This window comes from Enterococcus sp. DIV0213h (assembly GCF_051711285.1).
Lineage (GTDB): Bacteria > Bacillota > Bacilli > Lactobacillales > Enterococcaceae > Enterococcus_D > Enterococcus_D casseliflavus.
The window spans coordinates 2017766-2033867 of sequence record NZ_JBIOMH010000001.1 but is presented as its reverse complement, the minus strand read 5'-3'; the positions used below and the strand labels follow the sequence as shown (position 1 = coordinate 2033867).

Genomic DNA, 16102 nt, shown 5'->3' with positions numbered 1-16102 from the left:
TATCAAATCAGGAAACGATTTGGATAGGAGGAGCGCATGTTAACCAAACAGCAAAAAACACTTTATCGACGTAAAATGATTTTTATCATCGGGGATCGATCTGTTGAGGAGATCCCCAAAAACGAGTTGAAACAAGTTCAACGAATCGGAAATTTGATCGGATCGCCAATTATGGACCATTCAAAACCATTAGAGCCAATCGATTTTTACACATTTACCTACGTAGATTATATGAGTTTGATTGATGAGGGCTACAGTGTGAAAGCAATTGTCAATGCATTAGGTATCAGTAAATATCGATGGATGCAATGGCGGTTAGAGAATGCGCCAAAGGAGGAAGAAGTTGAATGTCCCAAGTAGTGAATGATATGTTGGATGGATTTATTTGCCAGACGTGTGGCAGTTTTGTCGACGGAGAAGCACCTGGCTATCCAAGAGACTGTGAGGACTGTGAAAGTGAGGCAGATGAATGAATCTATTTTTGCTCTTCTTAGGAATTATCGTTCTTACTAGCGTTTACAATCTTGCCGAGGAGCGAGAGCATCGAAACAAAGCAGTTCACGCCATCGTGATTTTGGTCACATTAGTGATTATGTGGAGCTTGATACGATGAACACAAAAGAATCATTGATTAAATGGGTCGTAGCAGATATGGAAAATGACATCGATGGGGAGAAGTTGAGAAAGCTACAAATCATCTTAACGATGCGCTTGGACCATTTTGAACTAACTAAGCCTTCAAGAGAGCTCGTTTTGTATGACGAGACATCGGACGTCGCCGCATATCGTCAATTTGTGGTCTCAAAGAAGATTCAGGGGCTTTCAGACGGAACTTTGAATCTGTACATGCAAACAATCAATCTCTTTATGAGGACGCTTAGAAAGCCATATAAAGATATCACCACAAATGACATTCGATTGTTCATTGCAAATCGTGAAATGACTGACAAAGTCTCGAAAGGGACATTGGCGAGAGAGCGTGGTTGCATCATACGATTTTTCCGATGGTTGTATGTTGAAGAATATATCCCTCGTGATCCGGGAATACGAGTAGAGATGATAAAGGTGCCGAAACGACGCAAGCAAGAATTCAGCGAACTTGAAGTTGAAAAGCTGAGAAGCGCGGCAAACAATACAAAAGAAACGTTAATTGTTGAGCTGCTCCTGAGTACAGGCTGTCGTGTATCGGAATTGGTTTCATTGGATTTTAGTGACTATGACCAAGAAAACGATTCGATCGAAGTGATTGGAAAAGGCGGCAAACAAAGAATTTTGTACTTTAATGCAAAAGCAAAGTTGGCGTTGAATCATTACTTGAGGGAAGTTCCTCACATCACTGGTCCATTATTTTATGGACAGACAAAAGGAAAAAAGATGACTTCAGCAGGTGTCCAGAAGTTGGTGAAGCGAATAGGTGAGCGTGCGGGTGTTTTTAATGTACACCCTCATCGATTTAGGAGGACAGCTGCAACTCTTGCGAGAAGGCATGGCATGCCGATAGAGCTTGTATCTAGATTCCTTGGTCATGAAAATATTGAAACGACGATGGCCTATTCGATGATCGATGATGAGGAAGTTAAAAATTCACATCAAAAATTTGTGAGTTGAGAATTGGAAGAGATAACGGAATAGGAGGAAAAAATATGAGATACAGTCAAATGGATCATAAAAAAATGTGGGTAGAAAAGTTGGAAAGAGATTTGTCAGAACTCGAATCATTAGGGTATAGCAAAGAATCTGAAGTGTATAAATCCGCTGTAAAACGGACTGACAAAGCCCGAAAAGATCTTAATAATTCACTTAATTTAGTCACTGATGGGAAGAAATAGAAAACTAGAAAGGAATTTATTCATGAGATCGAAAAAAGAGCAGCACCATTTTGACGAGGGATATTTTTCGGCAATGAGAGACGCAATGTCACTTGATATAGAACATTATGGCAATGGTGCAGGGGCAGAACTAATACAAGAATTTAATTTGAGACGTTCCGATTTTTTGAAGTATTTTGAAGCTGAAGATATTCAATTTATAGATAACTATGTTGAAGAAGGATCAAGGCGATATAAAGAAATTTGGTTATCATAATTGTTCTTCTATCCCACCAAAATAATCAACCGGAGGAGTGAAGCCAGTGCTTCAGATTTTAGAACTGTTCGGAGGGATTGGCAGCCCTCGGATTGCATTAAGAAATTTAGGGATACCGACTAAGTCAATAGACTACGTTGAAATCGATCAGAAAGCCGTTGATAGTTACAATGCTATCTTTGCAAACGAGTTACCGTTTAGTACTCAGTCAGTTGTTAATTGGAACCTTAAGCCAGATATTTTGATTCACGGATCGCCTTGCCAGGATGTATCTATTGCTGGTCATCAAAAAGGTGCTGATGAGGGATCGGAAACTAGATCTAGCTTGATGTGGGAAACAATTAAAATCATAGCTGATATGGGTATGTGGAAACCAAGGATTGTGATTTGGGAGAATGTCAAAGGTGTATTGTACAAACACATGCGAAAGAATTTCAATCGGTATCTCGATGAAATGGAAAAACTAGGGTATTCGAATTCATTTGAATTGTTAGACGCAAGAGATTTCGGTCTACCGCAAGCAAGGCAAAGGGTATTTACGATTTCAGTTCTTAATCAAGAACCTTTTAACTTTCAAATTTTGAATCGTAAACCTATGAAAGATATCAAAGAGTTTTTGCTTAATAACGACCAGGTTGATCCAATCTACAACGTAACGCAGCCTAGTGTCTTATCCGTTATCGGAAAAAAAGGAATCAAACGTGCAACAGTGATTCAAGATTATGCTTACACGATAACAACTCGACAGGATCGTACACCAGCACAAGTTATTGACTGTGGGAAAGAACGTTATAGATATCTTACTGAACTGGAGTGCTGGCGACTACAAGGTTATTCAGACGATGATTACTTTGCTGCTGCTTCGACCGTTGAGAGAAACGGAAGATTTCGAATGCCAATGTATAAGCAGGCCGGGAATAGTATTCCAGTTGGTATCTTTGAAAGTCTGTTTGAAACACTAATTTAGTTAGGTATCCACCAAAATTGTGGAATTAAAAAAAACTACCCTAAAAGAGTAGCAACAGAATCATAAATTATTTTTTTTGGAATCTGAAATTCCGTGTTTAACTGCCAATCTGATGATTCCATAAAGCATAAATCCTATAAAAATATACCAAATAAAAGCTAAAAAAGTTCCCAAAGCAATACCTCCTTTTAGGTATTGTAACATATTTATATTTTACCAAGTCAGTTATCCGACGAAATAAAAAAGCCAGCCCTAATTAGGCTGGATAGTATGAATATTAACCGAAATAAAAAGCTAACAAAATAGCAGTGAAATCAAATATTAAATGAGTTGCATAACTGGTAACTATAGAATTACTCTTAATAGCAGCTTGGTTAAAGAGAATCCTTGCCGCTCCTTGTATTAATAAGATATGACCTAATGTATGGATAATATTACCATTATCATAAGTGGAATAATGTATTAGCCCAAATATGATCGCTGACAATATGCTGGCAATTGGAAGACGAAATTTGCTGGAGAAAATGGATAAAATGAAAATAGAAAAGAGTTCTTCACCCAATATCATTATTGGCAAAATAAGAAAAAGTAAAGGCTGAACAGCTTCTGTAGCAGAATTTCCTTTGAGATCCCATTTCAATACATGTTCTAATATCACAGAGACAATGAAACTCAAAATCAGATTTAAAAAGAAGTACAGAAGGAAGTTTTTAATTGGTGCAGTGGGTTTAGAAAAAAGGGACTTTATACTACCCGGCCCATAAACATAGCGAAAAGCAATAAAACCTGTGACTGTCAGTGCAAGTATACTGACTATTGATGGTCCCCATAACAGTCCCCAAAGGCCTAATAAAACTATAAGAGTACCTACTATTACTTTTTTTAATTCTAAATTTCGATTTAATAATTTATCCATTTTTATAGCTCCTAATAAGTTATTGTGAAACAAAATTCAATATACTCTTAAAAATAAAATAAACAATATTATTTTATTTCCGAGCTTAAAAAAAACGCTTTAATGAGAGTAAATTTATCTAATTATACTTTAATTGCCAGTATAGAGGAAATAATAAAGTTTAAAAAAATATAAAAGGGAATTCCGTAATCGTCAGCGATAAATGAATGGAGGAATAAACATGGAGAGGGCCTTTGGTTATAGTCAAATGAGATTCAACTACATTACTGATTATGCTAACAGTATTGCAGAAAGTGCAGTACAGATGGAAATGGCATGGCAAAACAGGAAAAATTTTAGAGATGATGTTGATTTGGAAAAATGGTTAAAAGGACAAGCAGAAGACATTGAAAGAAAAGTTAGTGAGTTATCTACTTACCTTAGACCTTTAGATGCTTTCTATGAAAAACAGGAGGGATCAGATGTTAGGATTATTCAAGAAAAAAATTGAGTACGTTGAAGTCGAAAGAAATAATTTTGATGCATATGACAAGGCCATATTAGGAGGAAACTTACGCATAACATTGGGATATTGCCGCTTATACGAGTATTCAGGGCTAGTGATAACCATTTACGTACTCATCAGTACGTCTCACAAAGACACCGCTGATTTTTGGCGGAAAAGTCTTGAAAGTCAAGGGCTGGGACAGTGCGATAACATAAATTGTTTCAAGAAAGTTATGCATTTAAAAGAATTTGATGACTTCATTTCTGAGACGTTTGATAAACAGGAGGGATAAGATGGTACCAAAATTTAGAGGTAAAAGAAAAGACAATGGAGAGTGGGTTGTAGGAGTTCCGATTCCAAATAGCTTTTGCAACGTGGTCCACATGATTCCTATTATTTTGACAGACAAAGTAGCCTATCCGCCAGAAAGACTACATGAATATTTAATTGAAATAGTGCCTGAAACGCTTGGGCAATCCACTGGCTTGAAAGACAAGAACGACGTGGAGATTTTCGAGGGAGATGTTCTTTTGCACACAAGTTCATCCGTTAATTACAGTGATACTTACTGGCATAGCTATGTACAAGCATACCGAATAGATAACGGAGCGTTTAGAATTAAAGGCAAGCATATTTATGATACAGATTTGATGAGTGCTAGAAGAAGAATAGAGGTAGTAGGAAATATTTATCAACATCAAAAATTGTTAGAAAAAGAATACTTTAGCACATCTGATGGCGTTGTGGTGCAAGCCAATGAAAACTAGTCATGCAATCATGTTGATACTGCTGACAATCGCAGGTCTAAGTTGGCTATCCTATACAATAGCAGAAAAAGGATTTAGATTTTGTTATATGGATGAATCCTTTTGATTCGTGATAGAGCGGAATATATTGAAGCAGATTCCAATAATACCCGAAGTTCTGCTTCTGATACGCTATGGTACTGGTACACAGAACCATCTTTGAATTCTACTTCGAGAGTATACGTAAACCACTTGATACACTTTATTTTGTCGCAAAAGTAATAAATATGCTCCATAAATGAACTCCTTTTAGGTTTATTTCTACTCTAGTATTTTATCAAAGATATGAAAAACAATAAAATATTGTGTTAATTGGAAATAAATATGGAGAGCTGTGTTTTTTCTGCTTGATAGTTTTCTTATAAGGGGAAGATACCATATGACACGTTAGATATTGATAGGTCTGTGGCAATAAAAAAGTCGGTTTCACCGACTATTCTTATACCTACACTTATGGGGAATAGCTATGTATCCTAGCGAGGTTTGATAGAAGTAGCAAAATATTAGTGGGTTTTTTCTGCCTCGTTAGGAGAAGGCTAGTAATTATCGAATAAATGTTATCGTCTAAATACCCATGTCTTTGAAAGGAGATTCGATACTAGCCTTCAGATACAGGCTACTATATTTAAATAACGTATTTCAAACAGATTAAGAAAGCTTAATCTATAACGGATGATTTCTTAAGAAATCTAGGGAATAAAAAAAGTCGGATCCTCCGACTTCTCCTTGAACCTATTGATACATGACTTAAATGAATTATAACAAATCGGAGGGATACGCGCTATGACCTTAGTTCCAGAAATCAATAAGAAAGAGACGAAGAAGAATGCACGAGCTGTCTTATCTCAATACCGACGATTAAACCGAATTGCAGAACGTGCGCCCATCGATCTGAAATCGCCCATTATTACTGATATGCCCAGAAGTGGGGCGCAAAATGGATCACAAGATGCTTTTCTGGAGTGGATAGACGCTGAAATTGAAAGAGACGCAATTGTCGCTGCGCTGGCCAAGCTTGGATTAGTGAGTAGGCAAATACTTTACTATTCATTTTGCGATCTCGAGAAGCGGTCAAATTACGAAATCGGTAAACTTATTGGCGGGTATAGCGACAAGAATGTTGAAAAGCTAAAAGCAATCGCTCTTGTCGAGTTTGCGGATGCTTACAAAAAAGGAACACTAATAGCTCTGAAAAAATAGGGTTTTTGTAGGGAAAGTGTAGGGTTTTTTGACAAAAATCCATGATATTATGGTAACGTCGAAAGATTAAGAGATGTGGTTATTGGGCTACTCACATAACTCATAAACCGAAAGGGGGCTAATCCCCTCGTCGTTTTATTCTTCTTTGACAGAAAGACGGTAAAACTAAAACGAATGGAGTTGAGAACGCTCCTTATCTTCATTCGCCGTCTTTTCTTATGTCACTGTGGCGGAAGTAGGAGACGCAACGGTCAATGGTGAAAAACCTCGTGAGAACCTAGTAAGTTCTTGTGTGTGGCGCAATCCCACTCCAGTGACATAACGCATTTGAAACATTAGGTTGATTTCGCATACTAGTTAAGTCGGACGTAATATGATCGGACTGATAATCCGAACCACCCTAATTGTATTCTCTGTAAGACGTGACGTGTAGCTCAGTGGTGAGAGCGTTTGGTGGATAGCCAAAAGGTCGCCGGTTCGAGTCCGGTCTCGTCAATTAATTAGCCGATTAGCGGAAACTAATCCGGCGAGCGACCTAGTATCGTGTATATAAAATGATCATTGCTAGGGATGATTGTGATACGTGACGAAGTCACTCTCTACGAGTGACTTTTTTGTTTTGGGAGGAAATTATGAAAATATCTAAGATGAAACTAGCCGATCTGAGAGCAGCGGATTACAATCCTCGAGTTGATCTCGTGCCAGGAATGGATGAGTACGAAAAACTGAAAAATTCCCTACTAGAATTTGGATTCGTTGACCCTCCGATATTCAATGAACGTACCGGTAATCTGATAGGTGGACATCAGCGTGTAGCTGTTGCTAAAGATATAGGCTTATTTAACGAGATAGAGGTTTCGATAGTAGATTTGTCCATAGAAAAAGAAAAACAGCTCAATCTTGCTCTAAACAAAGTTTCGGGGAAATGGGATGATGAAGCACTTGTTGCTCTTTTATCAGAAATGGATGCTGATCAAATTAGTTTAAGCGGATTTGATAACGATGAAGCGAATCAATTGATCAAGTCATTTAATGAAATCCCTCAAGATGCACTGGGCGATTTTAATAATACTGAAATTGACATTAAGGATTTTTCAGGGGAAGAATTTGATTGTCAATGTCCTAAGTGTGGTTTTAGATTTGACCAGGAGTGAAAAAAATGAACGAATGGAATTGGTCCTTAGATAAAATAAATGAAATTAAGAAAAATGGTCTCAGAGTCGTATCGTGTTTCAGCTGTGGGGGCGGATCCACACTAGGCTATAAGTTGGTTGGTTTCGAGGTAATTGGGAATGTTGAAATCGATCCAGCCATGATGAAACTTTATAAAAAGAACCATAATCCTAAATATCCCTTTGAAATGCCAATCCAGGAATTCAATAGACTACCGATTTCGAAAATACCGAAAGAGTTTTTCAACATAGATATCTTAGATGGATCACCACCATGCTCCACATTCTCTGTCTCAGGGAAACGAGAACAGAAATGGGGCGGAGCATTTTCTTTTCGTGAAGGACAAGCAAAGCAGCGTCTGGATGATCTGTTTTTTGATTTTATCGAAACTGCAGATAGGCTTCAGCCGAAAGTTATCGTGGCGGAAAACGTTGTCGGTCTTATACTTGGGAAAGCAAGAGGCTATGTGTCAGCAATCATCGAAGCGTTTGATGAGATCGGCTATACAACACAATTATTTAAATTGAACGCTGCGACGATGGGGGTACCACAAAAACGTGAACGCGTATTTTTTGTATGTCATCGAAAAGAATTGATTTATCCTAAATTGAAGCTAGAATTCTCTGAACCGCCAATAACATATGGTAGGATTCGAACTGGAAAAGGCCGATCTATTTCTCAAGAATCTGAAACGTATAAACGCTGGAAGAAGCGACGTCCGAAAGATCGTAACTTCGGGGATATCATGAAAAGAGAAGTAGGAAGGGACACAAATTTCAGTACGATGATATTCAAAGATCAGCTAGTCCCTAACACGATTACAGCATCATCAATGTATTTGCGAGATGACATCCCTGAGTTTATTTCCAATGACGATATTATCAGAATCCAAACCTTCCCATATGATTATGATTTCATGGACCAGAACGTTCAATATGTTTGTGGGATGAGCGTCCCGCCGATCATGATGAAGAAAATCGCTGAACAAATCTATTTACAATGGCTGAAATAAAAAAGAGGCCGGTGCGCTAACACCGACCCATCAACGAGAACTATAAGCCCCCGAAGATACAGAGAATGCCCACGCGTGGTCTTTCGATACCCTCTGTATCTTTTAGCATTATATCTAATGCGGAGGGCTTAAACAATGGGAACACAAGATCGTGAAATGGAATATTTGATTCAAAAGGCGTTAGACGAGCAAGAATCCATCGAAGAGTACAAAAAAATAATTCGTGTGGCTTTAGGAAAGTGGCTCAATAATCTAAAATCAGGTGAAATAAAATTAAACTCAATCAGTGATCTTAAGGTACTCATAGAAGCTGATTTAATGCTGAAACAAATTGAAAAATGAGAAAACAAAACTCAACCTAAATTGATTGCGAGGTGGTGTGCATGGATGGCTAGAAAAAGGGATCCCAAACGTGACAAAGCGTTTGAGTTGTTTAAAAAATCAAATGGGACAGTCACTAACAGAGAGATCGCTAAACAGTTAGACGTGCCGGAAAAGACGATTTCAGCTTGGAAATCTCGTGATAAGTGGAATGCAGTACTACAAAACGAAGAATGTGGTACTGCAAAAGATGATTGTAGTACTACAAATAAAGGTGGCGCTCCGCCAGGTAACAAAAACGCAAAAGGGAACCGAGGGAATAGTCGGGCGTCACCGCCTGAGAGAAACAAGAATGCATTAAAAACTGGTGAATACGAAACGATATTTGAGGATTTTTTATCTGACGAAGAAAAGGAAATTTACTCAAGCTTGAGTGATGATCCTTTTTTTGTTTTGTCTGAAGAAATCAAGTTGTTGAAAATTAGACAACGACGCATGATGCAACGCATCAAAGATGCTGAGGACGGTCTTAATCAGGAAGAAATTGAAAGATTACAGCAGCTGCGAAAGGTCAAGGAGCCGACTGTTGTTGACGGTAAAGTGGTTACTATCAAGCGAGAAGTTCTAAAAGATGTTCAAGTATCAAGGAAAGAGTTTCGTAAGATAGATAATATTTTAGCTATTGAGGAAGCTCTAACACGCATCAGTAACCAGCTGATAAAATCCATCAAGCAACTGAACGAGTTGTCATTATCAGGTGGAAAAGCTGCATTATTGGAAGAACAAAAACGGAAGATGACCTTTGAAGCAGATATCCTTGAAAACAAAGCTGCTAAATTGGTACTTAAACAAGGTGAACAAAGTAAAGTGCAAGGTCTTATTGATATTGGCCAAGCGCTTATTGGTCCTATAGAAGAAGCTGAGGAGAATGACACCGATGAGTCAGTTGAAATTATCGACTAAGCAAAAACAGAATATTTTTCAACCACTCAAAGGGATTCGAATGGAATTGAACGAGGGAACGATTCGTTCAGGCAAGACCATGTCAGATGCACAGAAAATGGCGTTGATCTATGCAGGACATCCTGATACGAATCATCTTGTACTCGCTTATAACCAGGAACAAGCCTACAGAATGTTTATGGATTGCGAAGGATTTGGACTTGAACATATCTTTGCCAGCTGTGCAGAGATTCGACACGATGAGCACGGCGACCACTTATGGATCAATCTTCCGACAGGAGAAAAACGGATCTATTACAAAGGTGGCGGCAAAGTAAATGCGGTCGGTGCCATTACTGGGATGTCATTTGGGACTGTCACATTCTTAGAGTTTAATCTTCTGAATAAGGCGGTTATCGAAGAAGCTTTTCGTCGGACCAAGGCTTCTAGCTTTCGGTACCACCTTGCAGAACAAAACCCACCGGCGCCAAATCATCCGAATCTTGAAACACTGAAGCCATTTATTGAAACGGGTTCTTACAAGTTTCGGCATTGGCGGCCACAAGATAATCCAATTTTAACGAAACGATCATTAAAAGAATGGGAAGCAGAGTGTAAGGTCTCTGACTATCTCTACAAACGTGACTGGTTAGGCGATCGTGTGATGCCTGAGGGCGTAATCTATTCAATGTTTAACGAAGATACCCATATGACAAAAGAAATCATAGGCAAGCCTATAGAAGTGTTCTTCAGTGCCGATGGTGGTCAAAGCGATGCGACAACTTGTTCCTTAAACCTCGTCACATGGAAAGATGGAAAGTATTTTCTCTATCGAATGGCCAACTTTTATCATAGTGGCGCTGATACTGGTGTCACAAAAGCAATGAGTGAGTATGCCAAGGAAATCAAGCACTTTAAGGAATGGTGTTATAAAGAATGGTCGTGGTTGCCAAAGCATTCAAAATTTTTTGTCGATCCGGCCTGTAAGTCATTGAGTGAGGAATTACGTGTTTTGGGTATTGTCACTACAAAAGCAGATAACAATTCAAAAGATAAAGTAACGAGTAACGGCACCAAAATTGAAATAGGGATTGAACGCATGCAAAGCGCCTTATCAAAAGGACGCTTTTTTCTTTACGATCATGAAGACAAATATGGCCATTATTATTTTATCAAGGAACTAGGGATGTATGTCCGTAATGATAACGGCTACCCGGTTGATAAAAACAACCATGCTCTGGATGAATGTCGGTACGCAATTAATTACTTTACAAAACGCTATGTTCTTTAGTAGGAGGTGGTCCAGTGTCATTTTGGCAGTCAATAAAAAGAGTATTTGGAAAGGGGGCGGTTGCGATAGGGGCGAAAAAAGAGCTACAAAGTATCTTAGATCATCCTAAGATTCAAATGAGCCGAGAAGAGTATGATCGTATTCAAAGCAGCTTACTTTATTACCAAGGTTACACCCATTGTGATTCTGATCAGAGAGCAAAGGCAAATATCAATATGGCCCGCAAGGTTGCTTCTGAGTATGCGAAAGTGATGTTTAATGAACAGGCAGAAATCACGATCGGAAAAGATGATAAATCAAAAAAATATGATGAAGCCAGTGCTTGGATAGAGTCTGTGTTTCAGCATAATGACTTCAAGCGTAATCTCAGTAAGTATCTTGAACCAGCAATGGCTCTTGGTGGCTTAGTTGTGCGACCTTATTTCAATGATCAATCGGGACAAATTGAGTTCTCATGGGCGCTACCTGATGCATTTTACCCATTGGAGAGTAGCACCAATAAAATCAGTCAGTGTGCAATTTCGTTTAAAACCATCAAAACGGAAGGCTCCAAAACATTCTTTTACACGCTACTTGAGTTTCACCAATGGATCGATGGAGAGTATTGGGTAATAAATGAGCTTTATGAAAGTGAAAAATATAATGTTCTAGGGATGCAGGTATCGTTAAAAACTTTGGAACAATATGCAGAGTTAGATCCATCGAGGCATGGGGAAGAAATTGAACGTCCGATCTTCTCTTACTTCAAGACAGCTGGTTTTAATAATATCAACCCATACTCACCACTTGGTGTTGGTGTTTACGACAACTGCAAGCGGACGCTCGATCGACTAAACAAAGCGTTGGATGCGTTTGACCATGAAATTGACGTGGGAAAGAGAAGAGCTGCCTTTCCTGAATCTATGCTAAGTGGAATTCCTGACAAGGGAACAGGCGAAACGAAATTAACCTTTGATAAAGATGATGACTTCTATGTCATTGTCCCTGGTACGAACCCTGATGAATTTAAAATTACTGATTTAACGCATGATATTCGAACAGAACAATACATCGGAGCAATTAATCATCGCTTACGACTTCTAGAAATGGAAGTGGGGCTGTCGACTGGTACGTTCGTTTTCGATGGTGCTGGTGTACGTACGACGAACAAGACTGCAACCGAGGTTATTAGTGAGAACTCGCAGACGTATCAATCAAGAAACCAACAAACAACCGAACTAGAAGAATTTATTCGGGATGTGGTGCTGGCGCTGTGTGAGCTTGGCCGAGCCACAGAAGTTGATGCGCAACCATTGTTTAGTGGAGAACCTCCAAATCGTGAGGATATTGGCGTTAACTTTGATGATGGCATCTTCTTAGATAAAAAGTCAGAATCTGATTATTATCGTGAACTGAAAAATGATGGCCTGATTCCCGGATGGTTAACTTTAGCTAAAATAATGAAGTTGCCTGAAAGTAAGGCAAAAGATCTTTATCGACAAGCGCAATTGGATGTGGTCGATGAAACTACTGGAAAAATACGTGATTCTGGATACGAAGCCTTCGAGGAGTGATTGAATGGCGATTACGCTAAAGCAATTAGAGATTGAGGCTTCGTACGTCGAAGATGCTTATATGGCGATGGAAGATGAAATCATGAAGATGCTTGTGCGCCAGTTAAATAAGCCAACCAGCACACCGCTCACAGAAGACAATACATTCCGTTGGAAGATTGAAAAGATGCAGCAATTAAATTTGTTGAATCAGCAATCGCTGCAGCAGCTGGTCAATGAAACAAGTCAGTATTCTTATGATCAATTACGTAAGATTATCGTGGACATGGGCTTTGAGGTCGTTTCGGATCTCGACAAGAATTTATCTAAGCAAACAGGAAACGAACCGCCACCAAAGACTGAAATCGATAATGTGATGGAGTCATATTTCAACCAACAGTGGCGTGATCTCGACAACCATGTCAATCAAACGCTGATCGACACCAATTACCCTGACAATCCACTAGCTAAGATGTATCAGCAAGTTCTCAACGATACAGTAGCCAAAATCATCGGTGGTGCTAAAACGCCACAGCAGGCGCTTAGAGAATCGATCTATGCGATGGTGGAAAAAGGTGTGATGACGACCTTTGTCGACAAGGCAGGGCGTGAATGGAGCCTTGAGCGCTATGTTCGGATGGTTTTAAAAGCAACCACTCACCGTGTCTATCAGGATCTGCGACTTAAGCGAGGCTTAGAGCATGGCATCGTCACTGCTTTAATGAGTAGCCATGTGGCTGCAAGACCACAATGTGCCCATATTCAAGGTGGATGGGTGTTACTTGTCCGCACTGAAGATGCACCGGAAGAGTTACGCAACATCCCATCCATCTATGATCATGGATACGGTGAGCCTGATGGCACACAAGGGATAAACTGTAGGCATCAATTGTATATCCAAATCTATGATCCTAATATTGACGTCCATATGAAACAATATGACCCCAAACAAGCGATTGAAAATGCGGACTTGGTTGCCAAGCAGCGCCGCATGGAAGTCGCTATTCGTCGTGCAAAAAGACAACTGAATGCCGCAATAACGATTGACAATAAAGAAGATGTCCAGCATTTCAAACAGCTGATCAGACGACGACAAGGAGCGTTGCGAATATTTATCAGTGAGCATGATCAATTGTTACGCCGAGATTATTCAAGAGAACAAGTCTATACCTAAACTCCAAAACTGAAAGCTAGTTGTGGAAGCTAATCATCTGTATGTGTTTTTTGAAAGTATTAATTGCAATGCTTCTTCTGAATCATCCAATCCGTGCCAAGTTACAAATCCTTTTGATAAGGAAAAAATGTATATTTTATCAGTCTTATTTGTCTTGCTAACAAGCTGGCTCTTTAGGTCATTTACTCTAAGAGACGTAGCAATGATGAAACTCGTTTTTGTTATGGCGAAATAATCGTCCCCGAAAGAATCTAAATAATTATATAGACTCTCATAATTTTGTTTATCATCTAATACTAAAGAAATGTTGTAGACATAGGTAATCATAGTCTCACCGTCCTTTTTTCACTATACCTAAATGATATACGAAAATAAATAAAAGTTAAATGAAAAATATACTGTGAATTAGAGTCATCATAGCGATGCCTATTTATTTTGTCCTGAACATGACATAAAACTATTCGATTTACCGAGTGATCGGTATAACTCGCACTCTAACTGGTACCAACCAGAATAAAAAGGAACGGAGAATGAATTATGGAATGGATCAAAGAAATTTTGTCAAAACACGTCGGAGAGGATGGGAAGTTTGATTTAGACGGGGCAACAAAGGAAATTAAGTCAGAATTTCCAAAGAATGCAGTGCCAAAAGCTGATTTTAACGATAAGTCTCAAAAGTTGAAAACGGCTAACGAGGATTTAACTGCCGCAAATGTGCTTGTTGAGCAGTTGAAAGCATCGAACAGTGGCAACGAAGATTTGCAAAAGCAAATTGATGACTATAAAAATCAGTTAGAAACTGTGACCGCTGAACGACTAGCAGATCGTAAGAACGCTGCAATCGAATTAGCTTTAACACAAGCTGGAGCTAAGAACATTACAGCTGTGAAAGCTTTGTTGAAGACAGATGAGTTGGAAATTACTGACGAAGGTGTCAAAGGATTAGATGAAAAAGTAGCTGCATTGAAAAAAGATGAAGGCTATTTGTTTCAAACGAATGATCCTACACCGCAGCCGAAGAAAAAGCAATTTGTGGCTGCTGGGAATACAGGTGGTGGCGAACCACCTAAAGAAAAAAGCTGGAAAGATAATCTAGCCGAGAATATCGCAAAAACAAAAAATAATTAGGAGAGTGGTTTAAATGCCAGTAATTTTAGACAGTAAAGATTTAGCGAAAATCGACAAGGAATTTTCTGCCGAGTCGCAAGTATGGGAAGTATTGACGCAAGGGGCAAAAGATATCACAGAAGAGGATTTTGTGGGGACTCATGAAGTACGTGTAAATGAAATGCAAGGATTTACTGCTGCTGATTATAAGCGGAATAAAGAAAACGAACGGAACAATATTTCAGTTGAGAAATCAACTTTAAAATTGGAAAAGGAACGTTGGATGGGCTACGATATGGATCGCTTGGATCAATCGGAAAATGCAGCGTATCAAGTAGGTGCTGTCATTGAAGAGCACACTCGACTGGTTACTATTCCAGAGAAAGATCAAACCGCTGTTGCTCGTTTACTTGAAGCCGGATTTGACACTTCTGACAATGTTTACAAAGGAAAAACGGTCAAAGAAACAATCACTAAATCTAACATTTTAGATAGTTTCGATGATGCTGAAGCGTACATGACTGATACAGAAGTCATTGGGCAGTTTGTGGCGTTTATGTCTAGTGATGCATACAAAGCATTGAAGAATGCAGATGGCGTCTCTAAGACTTTTACTACCAATACTGTTCAATTCAACGGTATCGATCGACGTGTTGAAATGCTGGACGGCACGAATATCATCATTCAAAAGGTTGCTAAAAATCGATTGCAGGTCGATGAAGACAAGCATATTAACTTCATTATGACGCCTATCACCGTTGCTAAGCCAATCGAGAAGTACAATACGATTGATTTGGTTCCTGCTGACCAGGATCGTGGTGGTTACCGTGACACCATCAAAGGGTTGGACTATTACGACTGCTTGGTACTTAAGAAGGCACGTCCTGCGATCTATATATCTTATGATGACCCAAAAGCGTAACCCCGGAAGAACCGGGGAAGTCTGGGGTAGAAGGTAAATCAATTGTTATCGATGACATGAAAGTTGATGAGCTTAAAGCCGAGTTAGACCGTCTCGGGATTGAGTACCCGGCTGCTGCCAAGAAACCAGAATTAATTGAGCTGTTAAAAGAGAGTGAATAATCGCTC

Annotated in this window: 23 protein-coding genes and 1 tRNA gene; 22 read left to right on the top strand and 2 right to left on the bottom strand. The window is 39.1% G+C overall.

Features of this window, described 5'->3' with window-relative positions:
- Positions 1-36: 36 nt before the first annotated feature.
- Genes IGI77_RS09330 through dcm form a run of 7 tightly spaced genes read left to right on the top strand, consistent with a single transcriptional unit; the run spans position 37 to position 3052 of the window.
- A complete protein-coding gene (locus tag IGI77_RS09330; RefSeq protein WP_438769908.1) occupies positions 37-360 on the top strand; it encodes a hypothetical protein in 324 nt (107 codons plus the stop codon).
- Positions 348-473 (top strand): hypothetical protein, encoded by a 126-nt coding sequence (locus IGI77_RS09325; protein WP_325815863.1) that lies wholly within the window; start codon positions 348-350, stop codon positions 471-473. The genes IGI77_RS09330 and IGI77_RS09325 overlap by 13 nt, the downstream gene beginning before the upstream one ends.
- Positions 470-613: a hypothetical protein gene (locus tag IGI77_RS09320; protein WP_271812165.1), complete on the top strand. Its 144-nt coding sequence runs from the start codon at positions 470-472 to the stop codon at positions 611-613. Before IGI77_RS09325 ends, IGI77_RS09320 begins: the two co-directional genes overlap by 4 nt.
- Complete coding sequence (xerA, locus tag IGI77_RS09315) at positions 610-1608, top strand: site-specific tyrosine recombinase/integron integrase (RefSeq protein WP_438769907.1); 999 nt, start codon at positions 610-612, stop codon at positions 1606-1608. Before IGI77_RS09320 ends, xerA begins: the two co-directional genes overlap by 4 nt.
- A gap of 35 nt (positions 1609-1643) precedes the next feature.
- Complete coding sequence (locus IGI77_RS09310; protein ID WP_086333157.1) at positions 1644-1829, top strand: hypothetical protein; 186 nt, start codon at positions 1644-1646, stop codon at positions 1827-1829.
- A gap of 22 nt (positions 1830-1851) precedes the next feature.
- Entirely contained in the window at positions 1852-2085 is a 234-nt protein-coding gene (locus tag IGI77_RS09305; RefSeq protein WP_086333158.1) for a hypothetical protein, read from the top strand.
- Positions 2086-2131: 46 nt separating this feature from the next.
- The gene (gene dcm, locus IGI77_RS09300) at positions 2132-3052 is read left to right on the top strand and encodes a DNA (cytosine-5-)-methyltransferase (RefSeq protein ID WP_086333159.1); all 921 of its coding nucleotides are present in this window, start codon (positions 2132-2134) and stop codon (positions 3050-3052) included.
- A gap of 277 nt (positions 3053-3329) precedes the next feature.
- Here dcm and IGI77_RS09295 read toward each other — a convergent pair whose 3' ends face one another.
- Positions 3330-3968, bottom strand: a complete 639-nt coding sequence (locus IGI77_RS09295; RefSeq protein ID WP_429966699.1) for a CPBP family glutamic-type intramembrane protease — start codon at positions 3966-3968, stop codon at positions 3330-3332.
- 220 nt (positions 3969-4188) lie between these two features.
- Between IGI77_RS09295 and IGI77_RS09290 the strand changes: the two genes are divergently transcribed.
- The 3 genes from IGI77_RS09290 to IGI77_RS09280 are packed head-to-tail and all read left to right on the top strand — an operon-like array spanning position 4189 to position 5222.
- On the top strand, positions 4189-4458 hold the full coding sequence (locus tag IGI77_RS09290; protein ID WP_128432940.1) for a hypothetical protein: 270 nt from the start codon (positions 4189-4191) through the stop codon (positions 4456-4458).
- Positions 4430-4747, top strand: a complete 318-nt coding sequence (locus IGI77_RS09285) for a hypothetical protein (RefSeq protein WP_429966698.1) — start codon at positions 4430-4432, stop codon at positions 4745-4747. Before IGI77_RS09290 ends, IGI77_RS09285 begins: the two co-directional genes overlap by 29 nt.
- Position 4748: 1 nt before the next feature.
- Positions 4749-5222, top strand: a complete 474-nt coding sequence (locus IGI77_RS09280; RefSeq protein WP_422705318.1) for a YopX family protein — start codon at positions 4749-4751, stop codon at positions 5220-5222.
- A gap of 74 nt (positions 5223-5296) precedes the next feature.
- On the opposite strand, the gene IGI77_RS09275 is transcribed toward IGI77_RS09280, so the two are convergent.
- Positions 5297-5497, bottom strand: a complete 201-nt coding sequence (locus IGI77_RS09275) for a KTSC domain-containing protein (RefSeq protein WP_438769906.1) — start codon at positions 5495-5497, stop codon at positions 5297-5299.
- A gap of 547 nt (positions 5498-6044) precedes the next feature.
- Here IGI77_RS09275 and IGI77_RS09270 point away from each other — a divergent pair.
- The 12 genes from IGI77_RS09270 to IGI77_RS09215 all read left to right on the top strand — a co-directional run bounded on the left by IGI77_RS09270 (position 6045) and on the right by IGI77_RS09215 (position 16096).
- Positions 6045-6461 (top strand): ArpU family phage packaging/lysis transcriptional regulator, encoded by a 417-nt coding sequence (locus IGI77_RS09270; RefSeq protein WP_413156152.1) that lies wholly within the window; start codon positions 6045-6047, stop codon positions 6459-6461.
- Between the two features lie 423 nt (positions 6462-6884).
- Positions 6885-6957 (top strand) — tRNA-Ile (locus IGI77_RS09265).
- A gap of 136 nt (positions 6958-7093) precedes the next feature.
- Positions 7094-7615 carry a ParB N-terminal domain-containing protein gene (locus tag IGI77_RS09260; protein WP_413156153.1) on the top strand — a complete coding sequence of 174 codons (522 nt, stop codon included), beginning with the start codon at positions 7094-7096 and terminating at the stop codon, positions 7613-7615.
- Between the two features lie 5 nt (positions 7616-7620).
- Complete coding sequence (locus tag IGI77_RS09255) at positions 7621-8646, top strand: DNA cytosine methyltransferase (protein ID WP_429966697.1); 1026 nt, start codon at positions 7621-7623, stop codon at positions 8644-8646.
- Positions 8647-8781: 135 nt separating this feature from the next.
- On the top strand, positions 8782-8988 hold the full coding sequence (locus IGI77_RS09250; RefSeq protein ID WP_438769905.1) for a hypothetical protein: 207 nt from the start codon (positions 8782-8784) through the stop codon (positions 8986-8988).
- Positions 8989-9033: 45 nt separating this feature from the next.
- Complete coding sequence (gene terS, locus IGI77_RS09245) at positions 9034-9930, top strand: phage terminase small subunit (RefSeq protein ID WP_438769904.1); 897 nt, start codon at positions 9034-9036, stop codon at positions 9928-9930.
- The gene (locus IGI77_RS09240; RefSeq protein ID WP_438769903.1) at positions 9905-11200 is read left to right on the top strand and encodes a PBSX family phage terminase large subunit; all 1296 of its coding nucleotides are present in this window, start codon (positions 9905-9907) and stop codon (positions 11198-11200) included. Before terS ends, IGI77_RS09240 begins: the two co-directional genes overlap by 26 nt.
- 14 nt (positions 11201-11214) lie before the next feature.
- Positions 11215-12753, top strand: a complete 1539-nt coding sequence (locus tag IGI77_RS09235) for a phage portal protein (RefSeq protein ID WP_438769901.1) — start codon at positions 11215-11217, stop codon at positions 12751-12753.
- A gap of 4 nt (positions 12754-12757) precedes the next feature.
- On the top strand, positions 12758-13906 hold the full coding sequence (locus tag IGI77_RS09230; RefSeq protein ID WP_413156160.1) for a phage minor capsid protein: 1149 nt from the start codon (positions 12758-12760) through the stop codon (positions 13904-13906).
- 537 nt (positions 13907-14443) lie between these two features.
- Positions 14444-15034: a phage scaffolding protein gene (locus tag IGI77_RS09225; protein ID WP_074932830.1), complete on the top strand. Its 591-nt coding sequence runs from the start codon at positions 14444-14446 to the stop codon at positions 15032-15034.
- 13 nt (positions 15035-15047) lie between these two features.
- A complete protein-coding gene (locus tag IGI77_RS09220) occupies positions 15048-15935 on the top strand; it encodes a capsid protein (RefSeq protein ID WP_074932828.1) in 888 nt (295 codons plus the stop codon).
- A 56-nt stretch (positions 15936-15991) separates the two neighbouring features.
- Positions 15992-16096, top strand: coding sequence for a HeH/LEM domain-containing protein (locus tag IGI77_RS09215; protein WP_101699006.1), 105 nt, complete (start codon positions 15992-15994; stop codon positions 16094-16096).
- The last annotated feature ends 6 nt before the right edge of the window (positions 16097-16102 follow it).